We start from the raw sequence: 16,524 nt of genomic DNA on the forward strand, positions 1-16,524 counted from the left end.
TTTACACCCAGCTTCTGCATGGCATTTGAGATATGATTCCTCACAGTTTTTTGCGAAATAAATAACTCTTGGGCGATTTCCTTTGTTGTTTTGTCCTGTACTAGTAGCTCAAATACTTCTCTTTCCCTTTTCGTTAGTAATTGCTTCGGCTTGTAGTCATTATCTTTCAAATGTGAACCCCTCCTTGCTAACTTTAGGGCGTTGAAAATAAGAGGGTAATTACTTAGTCAATCTTATAATATGTCAACCACAGTGAAGTTGTGCTCTACAAACGTCTAAATTGGCTACAAGTTTTTATGGATAGTTATTAGCATAAAAAGGTACATGCGATATCTAGATCATTGTCTTTATTCCCTCACATCTTCTCCTGGTACATAATAACTTATGATTGACAATTGAACTTTGCAATCAACTGTAGCCCATTGCCATTATTTCTTAACAAAAGGATTTTTACTAGCAAGTTTATGGTTTTATTGGCAACTCCGGGGGCTTTACTGGCAACCTTTCGACTTTACTGGCAACTCCGGGGGCTTTACTGGCAACTTTCCGATTTTACTGGCAACTCTGGGGACTTTACTGGCAACTTTCCGATTTTACTGGCAACTCCGGGGACTTTATTGGCAACTTACAACTTCAACTACAAGAAGCACAGAAAACCCTTCTCCATCTCTGGAGAAGGGTTTTGAATAATGATATTAGTGTGCGTTGTCGCTTCCGAAGAAGTTTTTGAATGATTGGATGTTGGTATCACGGTTTAGTGCTGCGATGGATGTTGTTAAAGGAATTCCTTTTGGACAAACTTGTACGCAGTTTTGTGAGTTACCGCATCCTGCTAGACCGCCATCTTCCATTAGTGCTTCTAAACGTTCACTCTTGTTCATCTCACCAGTTGGATGAGAATTGAATAGGCGAACTTGTGACAATGGTGCAGGACCGATGAAGTCGGACTTGCTGTTCACGTTTGGACATGCTTCTAAGCAAACACCACATGTCATACATTTGGATAATTCATATGCCCATTGGCGTTTCTTTTCTGGCATTCTTGGTCCAGGACCAAGATCGTGTGTACCGTCGATTGGAATCCATGCTTTTACCTTTTTTAAGGAGTCAAACATACGACTACGATCAACAACTAAGTCACGAACAACCGGGAATGTCGACATCGGTGCGACACGGATAGGTTGTTCTAATTTATCGACAAGCGTTGAACAAGCTTGTCGTGGTTCCCCATTAATTACCATCGAGCAAGCACCACATACTTCTTCTAAACAATTTGATTCCCATTGCACTGGTGCTACAGATTCTCCGTTTGCATTGACTGGATTTCTTTGTGTTTCCATTAATGCGGAGATAATATTCATATTTTTACGGTAATTTACCTTGAAAGTCTCCTCATAGGGAGCTGAATCTGGACTATCTTGACGAGTTACTATTAGTGTTAATTTCTCCTCTGCCATTTCGCGCTACCCCCTTTATTTTTTCTTACTGTAGTCACGTTTTCTTGGCTTAATTAATGACACATCCACATCTTCATATTCAAATTTCGGTGCTTGATTTTGTTCGTCAAAAGATGCTTTCGTTGTCTTTAACCATTCTTCATCATTACGATCAGGGAATTCTGGTTTGTAATGGGCGCCACGGCTTTCATTACGATTATATGCCCCTTGTGTAATAACGCGAGCTAAATGAAGCATGTTCTTCAATTGACGAGTAAACATAACACCTGAGTTATTCCAACGTGATGTATCGTCCATATTGATGTTTTCCCAACGTTCTAATAATTCCTGGATTTTTTCATCTGTTTTTAACAGTTTATCGTTGTCACGTACAACGGTTACGTTATCAGTCATCCATTCCCCTAGCTCTTTGTGGATCTGATATGCATTCTCGTCACCACGCATATTCAATAACGCTTCAAATTTCTCTTCTTCTTCTTTTAATTGGTTATCAAATAAAGTGGATGATACGTCTTCAACTGTTTTTTCTAGACCATCCATATATTTAATCGCATTAGGTCCGGCAACCATACCACCGTAAATAGAGGATAGTAATGAGTTAGCACCTAGACGATTGGCACCATGTTGTGTGTAATCACACTCACCAGCGGCAAAAACACCAGGAATATTGGTCATTTGTTCGTAATCAACCCATAGACCACCCATGGAGTAGTGTACAGCTGGGAAGATTTTCATCGGTACTTTACGAGGGTCTTCCCCAACGAATTTCTCGTAAATTTCGATGATACCACCAAGTTTTACATCTAATTCCTTTGGATCTTTGTGTGATAGATCCAAGTAAACCATGTTTTCACCATTGATACCTAATTTTTGGTTGACACAGACATCAAAAATTTCACGTGTTGCAATATCACGAGGTACAAGGTTACCGTATGCAGGATATTTCTCTTCTAAGAAATACCATGGTTCTCCATCTTTATAAGTCCATACTCGACCACCTTCACCACGAGCAGATTCACTCATGAGACGAAGTTTATCATCACCCGGGATTGCAGTTGGGTGGATTTGAATGAACTCACCATTTGCGTAAATACCACCTTGTAAGTAAAGAGCTGCAGCTGCTGAACCAGTATTAATAACGGAGTTGGTAGATTTACCAAAGATAATACCAGGTCCACCTGACGCTAATATAGTGGCATCCGCTTTAAATGCTTTTAGTTCATGAGATTTGATGTTTTGACCGATAATACCTCGTCCAACACCTTCATCATCAATAATAGCCGAAATGAATTCCCATCCTTCATATTTCGTTACAAGTCCTTGTACTTCATAACGACGAACTTGTTCGTCTAATGCATACAATAATTGTTGCCCTGTTGTCGCACCGGCATATGCTGTACGGTGATGTTGTGTTCCACCGAAACGACGGAAGTCTAGTAACCCTTCTGGCGTACGGTTAAACATAACTCCCATGCGATCGAGCATATGTATAATTCCCGGTGCAGCTTCACACATTGCTTTTACCGGTGGTTGATTCGCTAAAAAGTCACCACCGTAAACAGTATCATCAAAGTGCTCCCAAGGAGAATCTCCTTCCCCTTTTGTATTTACTGCACCGTTAATTCCACCTTGTGCACAAACAGAGTGAGACCTTTTTACAGGTACAATTGATAATAGATCAACGTGTACGCCTGCTTCTACTGCTTTAATTGTGGCCATTAAACCTGCCAGACCACCACCAACAATAACAATATTGCGATCACTCATTTATACTCACTCCCTTTACTCCCTACTACTTATTAAACAAACGCGAACAATGCGCGAATACCGATATATGTTACTGCTAAGAAAACTAATAGTGTTGCATATGTAGCAATTTTTTGTGAACGTGGTGTAACGGTAATACCCCAGCTTACTAAAAAGCTCCACAAGCCATTTGCAAAGTGGAATGTAGTGGAAACTACACCAATCACATAGAACCAGAACATGACAGGATTAGCCAGAATGTTTTCCATTAAGCTATAATCCAATTCTTTTGTTCCCATTCCAATTTGAACTCGTGTCTCCCATACGTGCCACACAATAAATACAAGTGTAATGATACCTGTTATTCGTTGCAGATAGAACATCCAGTTACGGAAGAAACCATAACGGCTGACATTGTTTTTAGCAACAAATACGATATACACACCCAATACTGCGTGGAATATTATAGGAAGAAAAATGATAAATATTTCAAGCACGATACGGAATGGTAAATCATGCATAAAGTGTGCCGCTTTATTAAAGCTCTCAGGACCATAAACTGCAAAGTGGTTGACAACCAAGTGCTGAATTAAAAAGATCCCGATTGGCACAACCCCTAATAGTGAATGTAACCTGCGATAAAAAAATTCCCTATTCTCCACCTTTTGTGTACCCCCCTCTAGTTCATCATAAATTCAACATACGACTCTTTTTTTGCGCGAAAATTTTAAAGCGCTTTACATCTCGTTGTACGGATTCTTTCTTTCGTTTCCACCCTCTTACGAGACATCCCATCCAAAGAATTTCGTATATTGGTACCACAACTATTGTACTTCTATCAGGAAAAAGCGTCAAGAAAACGAATTCTTTTTCTTCAAATATTTGTCGATTATCCATGGAAAAACAGAGAAAGTTACTTTTGAACGATTGCAGAAAACGGTAAAAAAGGTGATAATAGTTGTAAAGAGTAAGGTTTTGATTGAGGTAAGAGAGGGGACAATGAAGTGACAAATAAAAAGACAAACATTGCTACAGTACTTACAAACCTTCAAACAACAAGCAGTGGCTATGATTTACTTCGCTATATCGGATTACCAGATATGTTGGGACAGGAATCCGATCTTATTTTATATGTTATGGGTAAAAATTTGGCCAGACAAGCGGAATGTGCATCAACAGAAGAAATACAGGAATTTTTCCAACATGTTGGCTGGGGAGAGTTAGCTTTAACACACGAAAAGCGGCGTGGTTTTATATATGAATTGGGTGGTAGCTTAGTTAAAGCACGACTGCAAACCTTAAAAGAGATTGATTTTCAACTGGAAGCTGGATTTTTAGCAGAAACTATGCTACAAATAACGGACAAAAGCTGTGAGTGTGTAGCTGAAATCAATAAAGACCATATTATTTTACACGTACTACATAATTAAAGCCCCTTATTCCTAATAGTCGGTATTGGCCACGTCCTGTGCCCATACCGACATCAAATTTAGGAAAAGGGGCTTTATTCATCGTCCTGGAGATGTTCTAAGATGTTTTCTGCAACAGGTTTTGGGATTCCCAGCTTTACGATCGAGTCAACAGGTGCCTGCTCGATATCCTTAATCGATTTAAAATGAGTAAGTAATAATTTCTTCCGTTGGGCACCTACACCATCAATTTCATCCAATTTAGAATGAAAGGCACTTTTTCCTCTGAGCTGACGGTGGAAGGTGATTGCGAACCGGTGTACTTCATCTTGTATCCGTTGAATAAAATAAAATTCCTGTGAACGCCGATCTAATTCGACTACTTTTGGCGGATCTCCATACAATAATTCACTTGTCCGGTGTTTATCATCTTTTGCTAAGCCACAAAGTGGAATATCTAAACCTAATTCATTTTCTAATACGTCTATAGCGGCCGACATCTGACCTTTGGCACCATCAACAAGGATTAAATCAGGCAGTGGTGCTCCTTCTTTTAATACTCTCGTATATCGCCTACGGATAACCTCTCGCATTGTTTCATAGTCATCAGGACCATCCACATGTTTAATTTTATATTTACGATACTCTTTTTTTGCCGGTTTACCATCAATAAAAACGACCATCGCTGATACCGGATCTGTCCCTTGAATATTCGAGTTATCAAACGATTCAATTCGGTGAGGTGTCTCGATATGCAGTTTGTCACCTAGTGTTTCGACAGCTCGGATAGTCCGTTCTTCATCTCGTTCAATTAAGCTGAATTTTTCCTGTAAAGCAATTTCGGCATTTTTCTGAGCTAACTCTACTAGTTCCTTCTTGCGACCTCTCATTGGGATATGAACATCTACATCTAATAATTGCTTGAGCAACTCAACATCCGTTGGAATTGGTACGAGAATTTGCTTTGGTTTCGGATGATGGTGGTGCATGTAAAAACTCCCGATAAAACTTAGGAAGGTTTCCTCTGCTTCATCATAAAACGGAAACAATGAGACATCACGTTCAATTAATTTTCCTTGGCGGATAAAGAATACTTGTACACACATCCAGCCCTTATCATAACTAAAGTTAAACACGTCTCTGTCAACCTGATCTTTCATCGTCATTTTTTGTTGTTCCATGACTGATTCGATATGCTGGATTAAATCACGAAATTCCTTAGCTCGCTCGAAATTTAAATCCTCAGAAGCAGTTAGCATCTTTTCTTTTAATTCCGCTTTTATTTTTTTATGTCCACCATTTAAAAAACTCGTGACTTCTTGGGTAATGTTGCGATATTCTTCTTTAGATGGTGGCTTATCAGCACAAGCCAAGCACTGACCCATATGATAGTACAGACAATGCCGCCCTTTTTGATTATTACATTTGCGCAATGGATATAGGCGATCTAACAATTTTTTCGTTTCTTTTGCTGCCAATACGTTAGGATAAGGTCCAAAATATTTTCCTTTATCCTTTTTGACTTTTCTTGTAATAATTAAACGCGGATGTCGTTCATTAGTAATTTTTAAAAAAGGATAAGATTTGTCATCTTTCAATAACACATTATATTTTGGATCATATTTTTTAATTAAGTTCATTTCCAAAATTAATGCTTCGATCTCCGAACTGGTGACAATATATTCAAAGTCTCTTATCTCACGGACAAGACGTTGCGTTTTTTGATCATTAGCCCCAATAAAATAAGAACGAACCCGGTTACGAAGAATTTTGGATTTACCGACATAAATAATCGTTCCATGCTTATCCTTCATTAAATAACAACCAGGTTGCGCTGGCAACACTGCTAATTTCTCCTTAATATGGTCGTTCACCACTTCACCCCCCAGAATTTCAAAATGTTTCTCTCTATTCTTTATTTTTCGGTGTAAATATTATTATAGTACAAAAAAAGACGTATTACGTAAAGAATCCCTTATTATAGGGTCTCTATAATAAGGGATAATCGCGTTTTATTAAGCGTGTTTGTTAATTAGTTCTACAAGCGCTTCTTTTGGTTGATAACCAACTACTTGGTCAACTACTTCCCCATCTTTGAAAAGTAGAAGTGTTGGAATACTCATTACGCCGTATTTTCCAGCTGTTTCTTGGTTTTCGTCTACATCAAGTTTGACGATTTTAACTTGATCACTCATTTCACCATCTATTTCTTCTAGGACTGGTGCAATCATTTTACATGGTCCACACCAAGTAGCCCAAAAATCAGCTAATACTAATCCCTCGCTAGTTTCATTACTAAAAGTGCTATCGCTAGCTGCTACAATTGCCATTATGAAATTCCTCCTTCATTATTCCGATTTCTTTACAAGTATAACATTGACAAAATAATCAGCCTAATACTTTGCTTATCGTTATTATATGTTGCCAAAAAAATACTATACAGTCATGATATAATAGATTCCTACTGCTAAAAAGATGACTGCTATAACCATTAAAACATAGGCTAATGTTTTCACGACGCCACTCCTTTACTGGATGCTTGACCCGATAACATAGGATAATCCAACAGAAATCACTAGCGATATAAAGCCTACAGCTCGGTTATCGTTGGCAATTTCCTGATCAATTTTATAAGTTGGGGTTAAAAATTCAAAAATAAAGTATCCGAATAACAGTAACAAGAACCCATATCCACCCCATGCAATGCTTTCTAAAATCGTATCATTATGTTGTATAGAATAGCGGATAACATTAGCAATCCCAAAAATTTTCCCACCTGTTGCCATCGCTACACTGAAATTACCTCGTTTGATTTCTTCCCAATTTTTATAAGAAGTGACTAATTCAAAAATAACAAGAAATATAACTAAACATAACACTGCTACACTATAACGAGCTGCGGTTTCGACAAAGATATTTCCCCAAAAGTCAGACATGACATGGCCTCCTTTTATTTTAATTCCATTACTGTAACACCAAGACCACCTTCACCCATATCACCATCACGTGCACTGGCAACTTTCGAATGCTTCCGGGCAAAATCTTTAACCCCTTTTCTTAGTGCTCCGGTTCCTTTTCCATGAATGATTGATACTTTGTTATAACCTGCAAGCAAGGCATCATCAATATATTTCTCTAGCTGTTGCACAGCATCTTCAAAACGTTCCCCACGCAAGTCTAACTCTGGTTTGACATGGTAGGCAGAACCTCTGACCGTTGCTAATGGTTTTTCCATTTTCGGCTCTTCTCTTCTAATAAATAAAAGATCTTTTCGTTTTGCCTTCATTTTCATGATACCTACTTGGACCTGGAATTCATTTTTACCTGTCTGTTCAGTAATAGTTCCTTTTTGATCGAGTGTTAATAATCGTACCTCATCACCAGGCTTTAACGCTTTTGCTTTTTCTTCATCAATGGTTGGTGCTTGTTTTTCCTGTTTTTTCGTTAACTCAGGCCTTGCTTCATTTAATAATTTCTTCGCTTCGATCCATTCATGCTCTTTTAATTCCGCCTCTGTCTGCATATTGCGCAGTTCAGATACGATGGTTTCAGCTTCTTCTCGTGCTTTAGTAACTGCTTTTTCTGCCTTTTCTTCCGCTTTCTTATATAATACTTCGCGTTCTTTTTCGAACTGCTGCCATTGTTTTTCCAGATCCTGTTTTAACTGTTCTGCATCTTCTAAAATGGCCTCTGCATCTTCATAATCGCTTTCCGCTTTTCGACGTGAATCTTCAAGGGATGCGATCATATTTTCCACACTTTTCGAATCCGTTCCGATATGTCCTTTAGCGTCTTCAATAATGACTTCATTTAGGCCTAGACGTCTAGAAATTTCAAATGCATTACTCCGTCCTGGTACACCAATCAGCAGGCGATAGGTTGGCTTTAATGTTTGAATATCAAATTCAACCGATGCATTTGTCACGCCTTCGCGGTTGTATCCATACGCCTTCAGTTCTGGATAATGGGTAGTTGCGATAACCCGAGCTTGTTTGCTGATGACATGATCGAGAATAGACATGGCTAATGCTGCCCCTTCTTGCGGGTCTGTACCAGCACCAAGCTCATCAAATAATAGCAATGATTTTTCATCGAAAGTATTCAAGATCTCTACAATATTCGTCATATGCGAGGAAAAAGTACTTAAGCTTTGCTCAATCGACTGTTCATCGCCTATGTCTGCGAATACATCTGAGAATATGGCTAACTCACAGCCGTCCAGTGCAGGAACCTGTAATCCTGATTGGGCCATTAACGTACAGAGTCCTACCATTTTTAAGGTAACGGTCTTACCACCCGTGTTGGGACCTGTTATGACAATCGCCGTGAAGTCTTCACCTAATTCAACATCATTTGCTACAACTTCATCTCCCGGAATCAGCGGATGGCGCGCCTGTTTCATCTTGATGACCCCACGGTCATTCATCGTTGGTCTGCTTGCTTTCATTTGATGACTTAATTTTGCCCTAGCAAAAACAAAATCAATCATAGCAAGTGCTTCGACATTTTGGATTAAAAATCCTTCATCAGCAGCGATTCTTTGTGACAAATCTTTTAAAATCCGTTCGATTTCCCTTTTTTCATCAACTCGTGCTGCTTGTAATTGATTATTTAATTCCACAACTGATTGCGGCTCCATGAACAATGTTTGTCCTGAGGCTGATTGATCGTGGACAATGCCTCCTATACTAGAGCGATATTCTTGTTTTACTGGAAGCACATAACGGTCATTACGAATCGTAATAATCGCATCTGACAGCATTTTTGCTTTTGTTTTTGTAACATTATCTAAACGATCACGGACCTTATTTTCATTAGTACGAATTTTAGATCGTAATCCTCGGAGTTTATCGCTTGCTCCATCCATCATATGGCCATGGTCATCAATACAGCTTTTGATCTCTCGCTCTAGTTCATTTAAGGGGACAATTTCATCTGCTAAACTCTGAATAATTGGTAATTCGATATCTTCTAACTTATCAATAAAAAGCTTTAACTGTTTACCTCCGTAAATAGTACTAGCGATATCCAAGCATTCATGGGTAGTCAATATCCCTCCAATAACAGCTCTTTTCACACTAGGTTTAATGTCGGAAATGCCACCGAGCGGGACATTGCCTTTTAAGCGAATGACATGATAAGCTTCATCTGTTTCCTCTTGCCAATTCACAACTTGATTGAGATCCGTTGATGGCTTCAACTTACGTATTTTTTCGATACCTAGGGAGGAAGCTGCTTTTTCAGCTAGTTGATCGATAATTTTATTAAATTCTAAAACATGAAGAATTCTTTCGTTCATAAACGGACCTCCTTTTAGTTTATTTCGTTAAAAATTCGATTAATTGTTCATTCGTCCACGTATTTACGACGGTTTGTTTTTTTAGTTTACCTCTTCTAGCCGTTCCTACCCCTGTCGTCATGTCTTCTAACATAGCATAGCTGTGGGCATCCGTATTAATTGCAATGTGCACACCTTGTTGTTGGGCAAGTTCCACCCACTTAGCTGCTAGGTCAAGACGATTTGGGTTCGCATTTAATTCTAATATCGTATTGGTTTCTTTGGCTTTTTCGATCAACCATTCTACATCAACTGAATATCCGTCTCTTCTGCCTAGGAGTCTTCCTGTTGGATGAGCAATCATATCGACATTCGGGTTTTCTAACGCATTTAGTAAACGTTCATGAATCTTTTCTTGTGATTGCCCGAAACTAGAGTGGATCGACGCGATTACAAAATCAAGCTCTTGTAGAAAGTCATCATCAAAATCCAAGCGTCCATCAGGTAAAATATCCATTTCAATACCAGCAAAAATATGAATATCTGAGTGTTTTGCTTGTACTTGCTCGATTTCTTTCCGTTGTAGTCGTAAGCGTTCCTCATTTAATCCGTTTGCGACACGAAGATATTTGGAATGATCAGTGATCGCAATAAATTCATAGTCTTTTTCTTTGGCACGGATCACCATCTCTTCTAAAGATTGTGCACCATCACTCCACGTAGTGTGCATATGCAGATCTCCACGAATCGCTGCTTCATCCACTAAATCTATTTCTGCTTTCGCTAGTTCTATTTCATCTTTTCCTTCACGAATCTCTGGTGGGATGAAGTGAAGGCCAAAACTTTCATAAAATGCTGCCTCGGTATTAAAGGTTTCAACTTCGCCTGTTTCAACATCCTCTACACCATACTCACTAATTTTTTTACCTTGTGCTTTTGCCAGTTGTCGCATCAAGACGTTATGATCTTTCGAACCAGTAAAATGATGTAATGTTGTCGGAAACTCTTTTTCTGTAACTAAGCGGAAATCAACACTTATATCAAAGCGCCCTTCCACAACAATCGAAACTTTCGTATCACCAGCGGCAATTGTGTCAATCAGGTCTTCAAACTGTAATAGCTTTTCACGTACTACTTCAGGCTCATCTGTTGCAATGATAAAATCTAGATCTTTGACCGTCTCTCGAAAACGTCGCATACTTCCAGCAATAGAAAACTGCTTAATCTCTTCAATCGTATAAAGGAAAGCTTCGATCTTCTCAACAATGGCTACTACCATTGATACTGGTAAACGTTCCGGCCGAGCTCCAGCACTATTTAATGCTTCTAAAATTTTTTCCTCTGTCTTTTTACCAAAACCTTTTAACCCACGGATCTCCCCTTTTTCGCATGCTTCTCTTAATGTTTGTTCATCGACAATATTTAGCTCTTGATACAGCTTAGCTAATTTCTTACCTCCAAGTCCTTGCAGGTTTAACAGCGGGATTAACCCTTGTGGTACCTCTTTCTCTAACTGTTTTAAAGTATCTGACTCACCATTGTCAATAAACTCCTTCATAACCGCTGCCGTCCCCTTGCCGACTCCTTGTAATTTAGTAAAGTCGTCTATTTCCGTAAGAGAACGATCATCTCGTTCCAGAGCTTGTGCTGCTTTACGGTAAGCAGAAATTTTGAAAGGATTTTCACCTTTTAATTCGAGATACGTGGCTATTTTTTCAAGTAGTTTAATGACATCTTTTTTGTTAACAGACATCTTGATTCCCTCACTTTTTCGTATTCTACATGTGAAATACCCTTGCATACTCCAGTGGCAAGGGTATATGATGGATTAACCATTATTGAATGGATCATTTTCAAACCAATACGTTGTTAATTTATCCGTTAATACTGGTGTATGTTCAATAATATAAGTGGCAATACTTGAACCATCAATATAGTCCTGAATAACGGAGACAGGTGCAAGTGCTAAAATATAAAGTACAACAAAAATAAGTAAATAAACTTCTATAAATCCTAAAATAGCTCCTAGCCAGCTATTAATAACATTCAGCAGTGGTAAATCCGCAACAAAATCAAGCATCGTTGCTACGATTTGCAAAATAATTTTAGTTACAAAGAACAAGGCACCAAACGCAATCGCATTATAATAGGCTGCTTCTAAAGGTAATGACTCTAAAAAGACAGCCCACGAAGAATCAGACATTAACTCAGGATATGGTATCCATAATTCTAATTTGGAAGCAACATCATCATAATATGTAGCTGCTACAATAAAAGCAATAATAAACGCAGTAAGATGAAGTACTTGCAGTATAAAACCTCTCCTTAGGCCAACAAGTACCCCGATAATTAATAAAACAATCAATATAAAGTTCACCATGACAAATTTATTCCTCTTTCTCCTCTAGTAATTTTTGTAATACTTCAAACTCTTCTTTCAGTTTCATATAATCGTTCATTGTATTTACAGCTGTCAAAACAGCCAAATTAGTGGAATCTAATGATTTATTCACAGCATGAATTTCACGCATTTTTTCATCTACTAAATTTGCTACAGCACGGATTTGCTCAGGTTTTTCATTTCCAACAATATTATATGATCTTCCATATATATCAACGGTAGTCCGTGTTTTTTCTGGCTGGGACACCATGATTCCCCCTTCTAGACAAATAACCTTAAAATTAATATTAACATGAAGCATCCAAATAGAAAACTATTCTGATAAAACCTATCTCTGTTATACTTATAGAAAAGAGGAGAGAGTACCGTTCTAGCCTCCTATTTTATACTCTTAGGTTAAAGAAAGGACGAATACTGTTGTCAAATATCGTATTACAATTTTCAAAAAATGAGTTATCTAAGGTTAAAGAATACTACGAAAAATATATTACCAAAGTTCCGCCAAATAGTCTTTTCTTAGCAAAAATCAATCACGTAACGATTACTGCCTATAAATCTGGAAAGGTTATGTTTCAAGGTGATCATGCTCAACAAGAAGCAGAGAAATGGAATGCGCAGTCTGAAGGGAAATCTTCCTCCAACCGCGCTAAAGCTTCGGTTAACGAGCATAATAACCAACCACCTGAAACACTTTTCACCCATGCACATATCGGCACAGATGAAGCAGGTACAGGTGACTATTTTGGTCCAATCACTGTTAGTGCTGTTTATGTCCCAGAGGATAAAATTCCGTTACTACAGTCCATGGGCATTACCGATTCCAAAACATTAACAGATATAAATATTGCTCGACTGGCCAAAGAAATTGTCCAAGAGAAGATTCCTTACACTTTGTTAACCTTAGATAATACGAGATATAATAAACTGCAGAAAAAGGGATGGAACCAAGGTAAAATGAAAGCAATGCTCCACCAGCACGCGATCCAAAAATTATTAGCGAAAATCGGTCAAGCTCCTAGTCATGGTATCTTAATTGATCAATTTTGTCAGCCATCCTCCTACCTAAAACATATCGGTCAGGAGGGAATGAAATTAGAGAAAAACACCTTCTTTATGACGAAAGCTGAAAGTTATTCCACTTCGGTTGCCGCAGCCTCGATTATTGCACGTGCTAAGTTTGTGAAAGAGATGGATCAAATGTCCAAGCAGTATGGCTTCACAGTTCCAAAGGGTGCTTCCAGTAAAGTCGATGAAGCTGCCGCATATTTTATTAAGAAAAATGGTTTAGATGCTTTATCTCATGTTGCAAAAATGCACTTTGCTAATACGGATAAAGCTTTGAAATATGTAAAAAGGTAAGGTACTGTACTGTAAAAGAAATTCTTTTACCTAATGTAATAATTTTGAGATTTTTATACAGTAATACCACCACTCCCCTTTCCGTGGGGTTTGCCCTTCAGCTAACTTTTCCGAGCAAAAACCACTCGAAAAAGTGGATCTTCAGGCCAAACGATTCCCACAGGAGTGGAAGTGGGCTGCCCTCCGCTATTATCATGCTCTACAACGTTAGCAAGAAGTAGCATGGTTGCTTTTATACTAAAGCAGCGATACTTTATCAACAGTAAAAAGTCAACATGTTATTCCTAACAAATGTTGTCGAGTCTTCCCTAAATAGTGATGGCCATGTTGAGGTATAGGAAACAACACTGTACAACTATTTTTTATTCGTACAGTGTTGACTTATTCTCTATAAGTAAAGCGAAGGATGAAAAAGCTGCAACTATACAACGTTGCAGCCCTTTGGTTTACCCTCTTAATTCAGCATTATGTTCGTTTGCTACTGCATCTAGAATCGCTTGATAAGATGATTCTACTTCTTCATCTGTTAGTGTTCTTTCAGGATCTTGATAGAACAAACTGAAAGCAATAGACTTCTTACCTTCTGCTAAATGCTCACCTTGGTACACATCAAATACTTGGATGTCTTTCACCAGTTCTCCGCCAGCCTGTGCAATCGTTGCTTGCAATGCACCTGCTTGAACAGATTCATCGACAACTAATGCGATATCTCTAGTTACACTTGGATAACGAGGTATTTTCGCAAAACTAGGTTCATTTTCATGGATGGAAAGAATATAATCAAAATCGATATCAAACACAAATGTTTCTTTCAAATCGTAATCTTTTTGTAATTGAGGGTGCACCTGTCCAACAAAACCAATTGCTTGATCACCTATAAGTAATTGTGCTGTTCTACCTGGATGCATTCCCTCCACTTTCGCCTGTACAAAAGTAATATCTAGATTCAATGTTTCAAATAATGCTTCTACAATTCCTTTCACAACAAAGAAATCTACTGTTTTCTTCTCTTGCTGCCAAGGATGTGTAAGCCATTCTCCAGTTAGTGCACCTGCTAATCGTACTTTCTCTTCTGGTTGCTTTGTTACTTTCTCTTCTTTGGAAATGAAGATACTACCTAATTCATAATAGGCTACATTCGCTTGTTTACGCGCTAAATTATAGGCAATAGATGATAGCATTTCAGGCAAAATGCTTAAACGTAATGTACTGTGCTCTTCACTCATCGGCATTGCCAACGATACGGAAGAAACCATTGCTTCAGCTACTTCCGGACTTACAAGCTCAGTTGCTCGTTCCTTACTTGTTAATGAATAGGTTACCGTTTCAGATAAGCCTGCACCTTCTAAGAATCGTTTAACATGACGTTTTAACGCTTGTTGTTTCGTTAATCCTCCTGCTTGTGCACCACCACTTGGTAAGGTGAAAGGTAAATTGTCATAGCCATAAATTCGTGCCACTTCTTCTAGCATATCTTCAAAAATAACAATATCCTGCCGACGAGTTGGTGCATAAACAGTAAATGTTTCACCGTCTTGATCATAGTTAAAGTTTAATTTTCGTAAAACATCAGCAATATCAGCATCAGAAATATTCGTGCCCAATCGATCATTAATAGTAGACGTCCAAATCGTTACAGTTTTCTCTGAATAGTCTAATTGATCATATTCTGCTATACCTTTTAAAACAGTTGCACCTGCGTATTCTTGTAGCAATTGGCAAGCTCTTTCACCTGCTTGTTTAACACGATTAGGGTCTACTCCTTTTTCAAAACGATTACTTGCTTCACTGCGTAAATCAAAGTCTTTAGATGCTTTACGGACAGTTTGACCATCGAAATAAGCTGCCTCTAATAACACAGTCGTAGTTTGCTCAGAAACTTCTGAATCAGCACCACCCATTACACCAGCAAGTGCTACAGGTTCTTTTCCATTTGTAATCACTAAATGCTCATTTGTTAATGTTCGTTCTTGGTCATCTAGTGTAACCAATTTTTCCCCTTCATTCGCCATTCTGACAACCACTTCATTTGATCCAAACTTATCAAAATCGAAAGCATGTAATGGCTGACCATACTCTAGCAACACATAATTGGTAATATCTACCACGTTATTAATTGGTCGAATTCCTGCTGCCATTAAGTAGTTACGCAGCCAAAGTGGTGACGGGCCAACTTTCACATCTTGAAGCAAAAATGCTCCATAGTATGGGTTTTGCTCAACTGCGTTTACTTTAACAGAAACTTGCTTCTCTATCTCCTCATCATTTGACTGATAGTTCGTCTGTGGCAAACGAATTGGTACATCTAAAATAGCCGCTACTTCATATGCTACACCTAACATACTTAATGCATCGGAACGGTTTGGTGTTAAACCAAGTTCGATAATAATATCATCGAGGTTCAATAGTTCGTTTACATCTGCACCAATTTCTGCATCTTCCGGAAATACGAAAATGCCACTAGCAAATTCTTTAGGTACGAATTTTTCTTCTACACCTAATTCTTGTAGGGAGCAAATCATCCCATTTGATTCCACACCGCGCAGTTTTGCTTTTTTTATCTTAAAGTTTCCTGGTAAAACAGCACCAGGTTTTGCTACAGCAACTTTTTGTCCTTGTGCAATATTTGGTGCACCACAAATAATTTGTAGTGTTTCGTCACCTACATTCACCTGACATAAATTTAATTTATCAGCGTTCGGGTGTTTTTCACAGCTATCTACATAACCAACAACCACATTATTTGTTGGGCTTGCAAAATGCTCTAACCCTTCTACTTCAATCCCAGACTTGGTAATACGTTCCGCTAAATCTTCTGGGGATAATTGATCGATATCTACATAATTTTTTAACCAATTTAATGATACAAACATG

The 16,524-nt window shown here is 38.3% G+C and carries 14 protein-coding genes; 2 read left to right on the forward strand and 12 right to left on the reverse strand.

The genetic code is table 11. From position 1 onward, the window contains the following. From GHT08_RS11580 to GHT08_RS11595, 4 genes are all read right to left on the reverse strand, one after another. A partial coding sequence (locus GHT08_RS11580) for a helix-turn-helix domain-containing protein (RefSeq protein WP_163581570.1) occupies positions 1–170 on the reverse strand: 170 nt, incomplete at its 3' end. 525 nt (positions 171–695) lie between these two features. Beyond that, positions 696–1,457 carry a succinate dehydrogenase iron-sulfur subunit gene (gene sdhB, locus GHT08_RS11585; RefSeq protein WP_018931323.1) on the reverse strand — a complete coding sequence of 254 codons (762 nt, stop codon included), beginning with the start codon at positions 1,455–1,457 and terminating at the stop codon, positions 696–698. Positions 1,458–1,472: 15 nt separating this feature from the next. Then, a complete protein-coding gene (gene sdhA, locus GHT08_RS11590) occupies positions 1,473–3,224 on the reverse strand; it encodes a succinate dehydrogenase flavoprotein subunit (RefSeq protein ID WP_163581571.1) in 1,752 nt (583 codons plus the stop codon). A gap of 32 nt (positions 3,225–3,256) precedes the next feature. Next, positions 3,257–3,865, reverse strand: a complete 609-nt coding sequence (locus GHT08_RS11595; protein WP_163578400.1) for a succinate dehydrogenase cytochrome b558 subunit — start codon at positions 3,863–3,865, stop codon at positions 3,257–3,259. A gap of 342 nt (positions 3,866–4,207) precedes the next feature. Between GHT08_RS11595 and GHT08_RS11600 the strand changes: the two genes are divergently transcribed. After that, on the forward strand, positions 4,208–4,633 hold the full coding sequence (locus GHT08_RS11600) for a YslB family protein (RefSeq protein WP_163581572.1): 426 nt from the start codon (positions 4,208–4,210) through the stop codon (positions 4,631–4,633). Positions 4,634–4,707: 74 nt separating this feature from the next. On the opposite strand, the gene uvrC is transcribed toward GHT08_RS11600, so the two are convergent. The 7 genes from uvrC to zapA all read right to left on the reverse strand — a co-directional run bounded on the left by uvrC (position 4,708) and on the right by zapA (position 12,538). Next, the gene (uvrC, locus tag GHT08_RS11605) at positions 4,708–6,486 is read right to left on the reverse strand and encodes an excinuclease ABC subunit UvrC (protein WP_163581573.1); all 1,779 of its coding nucleotides are present in this window, start codon (positions 6,484–6,486) and stop codon (positions 4,708–4,710) included. A gap of 141 nt (positions 6,487–6,627) precedes the next feature. Next, positions 6,628–6,942, reverse strand: coding sequence for a thioredoxin (gene trxA, locus GHT08_RS11610; RefSeq protein ID WP_018931318.1), 315 nt, complete (start codon positions 6,940–6,942; stop codon positions 6,628–6,630). Between the two features lie 198 nt (positions 6,943–7,140). After that, the gene (locus tag GHT08_RS11615) at positions 7,141–7,548 is read right to left on the reverse strand and encodes a DUF350 domain-containing protein (protein WP_163581574.1); all 408 of its coding nucleotides are present in this window, start codon (positions 7,546–7,548) and stop codon (positions 7,141–7,143) included. Between the two features lie 14 nt (positions 7,549–7,562). Further along, on the reverse strand, positions 7,563–9,911 hold the full coding sequence (locus GHT08_RS11620; RefSeq protein WP_163581575.1) for an endonuclease MutS2: 2,349 nt from the start codon (positions 9,909–9,911) through the stop codon (positions 7,563–7,565). A gap of 19 nt (positions 9,912–9,930) precedes the next feature. Next, positions 9,931–11,643, reverse strand: coding sequence for a DNA polymerase/3'-5' exonuclease PolX (gene polX, locus GHT08_RS11625; RefSeq protein WP_163581576.1), 1,713 nt, complete (start codon positions 11,641–11,643; stop codon positions 9,931–9,933). A 75-nt stretch (positions 11,644–11,718) separates the two neighbouring features. Next, on the reverse strand, positions 11,719–12,270 hold the full coding sequence (locus GHT08_RS11630; RefSeq protein WP_163581577.1) for a CvpA family protein: 552 nt from the start codon (positions 12,268–12,270) through the stop codon (positions 11,719–11,721). Between the two features lie 7 nt (positions 12,271–12,277). After that, positions 12,278–12,538 carry a cell division protein ZapA gene (zapA, locus tag GHT08_RS11635; RefSeq protein WP_018931313.1) on the reverse strand — a complete coding sequence of 87 codons (261 nt, stop codon included), beginning with the start codon at positions 12,536–12,538 and terminating at the stop codon, positions 12,278–12,280. Between the two features lie 170 nt (positions 12,539–12,708). Between zapA and rnhC the strand changes: the two genes are divergently transcribed. Further along, complete coding sequence (gene rnhC, locus GHT08_RS11640) at positions 12,709–13,650, forward strand: ribonuclease HIII (RefSeq protein WP_163581578.1); 942 nt, start codon at positions 12,709–12,711, stop codon at positions 13,648–13,650. Positions 13,651–14,096: 446 nt separating this feature from the next. Here rnhC and pheT read toward each other — a convergent pair whose 3' ends face one another. After that, positions 14,097–16,523: a phenylalanine--tRNA ligase subunit beta gene (gene pheT, locus GHT08_RS11645; RefSeq protein WP_163581579.1), complete on the reverse strand. Its 2,427-nt coding sequence runs from the start codon at positions 16,521–16,523 to the stop codon at positions 14,097–14,099. Position 16,524 lies beyond the last annotated feature (1 nt).

It is taken from the genome of Gracilibacillus saliphilus (assembly GCF_010994085.1).
GTDB classification, from domain to species: Bacteria; Bacillota; Bacilli; order Bacillales; family Amphibacillaceae; genus Gracilibacillus; species Gracilibacillus lacisalsi.

Excerpts from the sequence above, each read along its gene's own strand:
- sdhB (WP_018931323.1), bottom strand. The coding sequence starts at position 1,457 with ATGGCAGAGGAGAAATTAACACTAATAGTAACTCGTCAAGATAGTCCA.
- sdhA (WP_163581571.1), bottom strand. The coding sequence starts at position 3,224 with ATGAGTGATCGCAATATTGTTATTGTTGGTGGTGGTCTGGCAGGTTTA.
- trxA (WP_018931318.1), bottom strand. The coding sequence starts at position 6,942 with ATGGCAATTGTAGCAGCTAGCGATAGCACTTTTAGTAATGAAACTAGC.
- GHT08_RS11615 (WP_163581574.1), bottom strand. The coding sequence starts at position 7,548 with ATGTCTGACTTTTGGGGAAATATCTTTGTCGAAACCGCAGCTCGTTAT.
- GHT08_RS11620 (WP_163581575.1), bottom strand. The coding sequence starts at position 9,911 with ATGAACGAAAGAATTCTTCATGTTTTAGAATTTAATAAAATTATCGAT.
- polX (WP_163581576.1), bottom strand. The coding sequence starts at position 11,643 with ATGTCTGTTAACAAAAAAGATGTCATTAAACTACTTGAAAAAATAGCC.
- GHT08_RS11630 (WP_163581577.1), bottom strand. The coding sequence starts at position 12,270 with ATGGTGAACTTTATATTGATTGTTTTATTAATTATCGGGGTACTTGTT.
- pheT (WP_163581579.1), bottom strand. The coding sequence starts at position 16,523 with ATGTTTGTATCATTAAATTGGTTAAAAAATTATGTAGATATCGATCAA.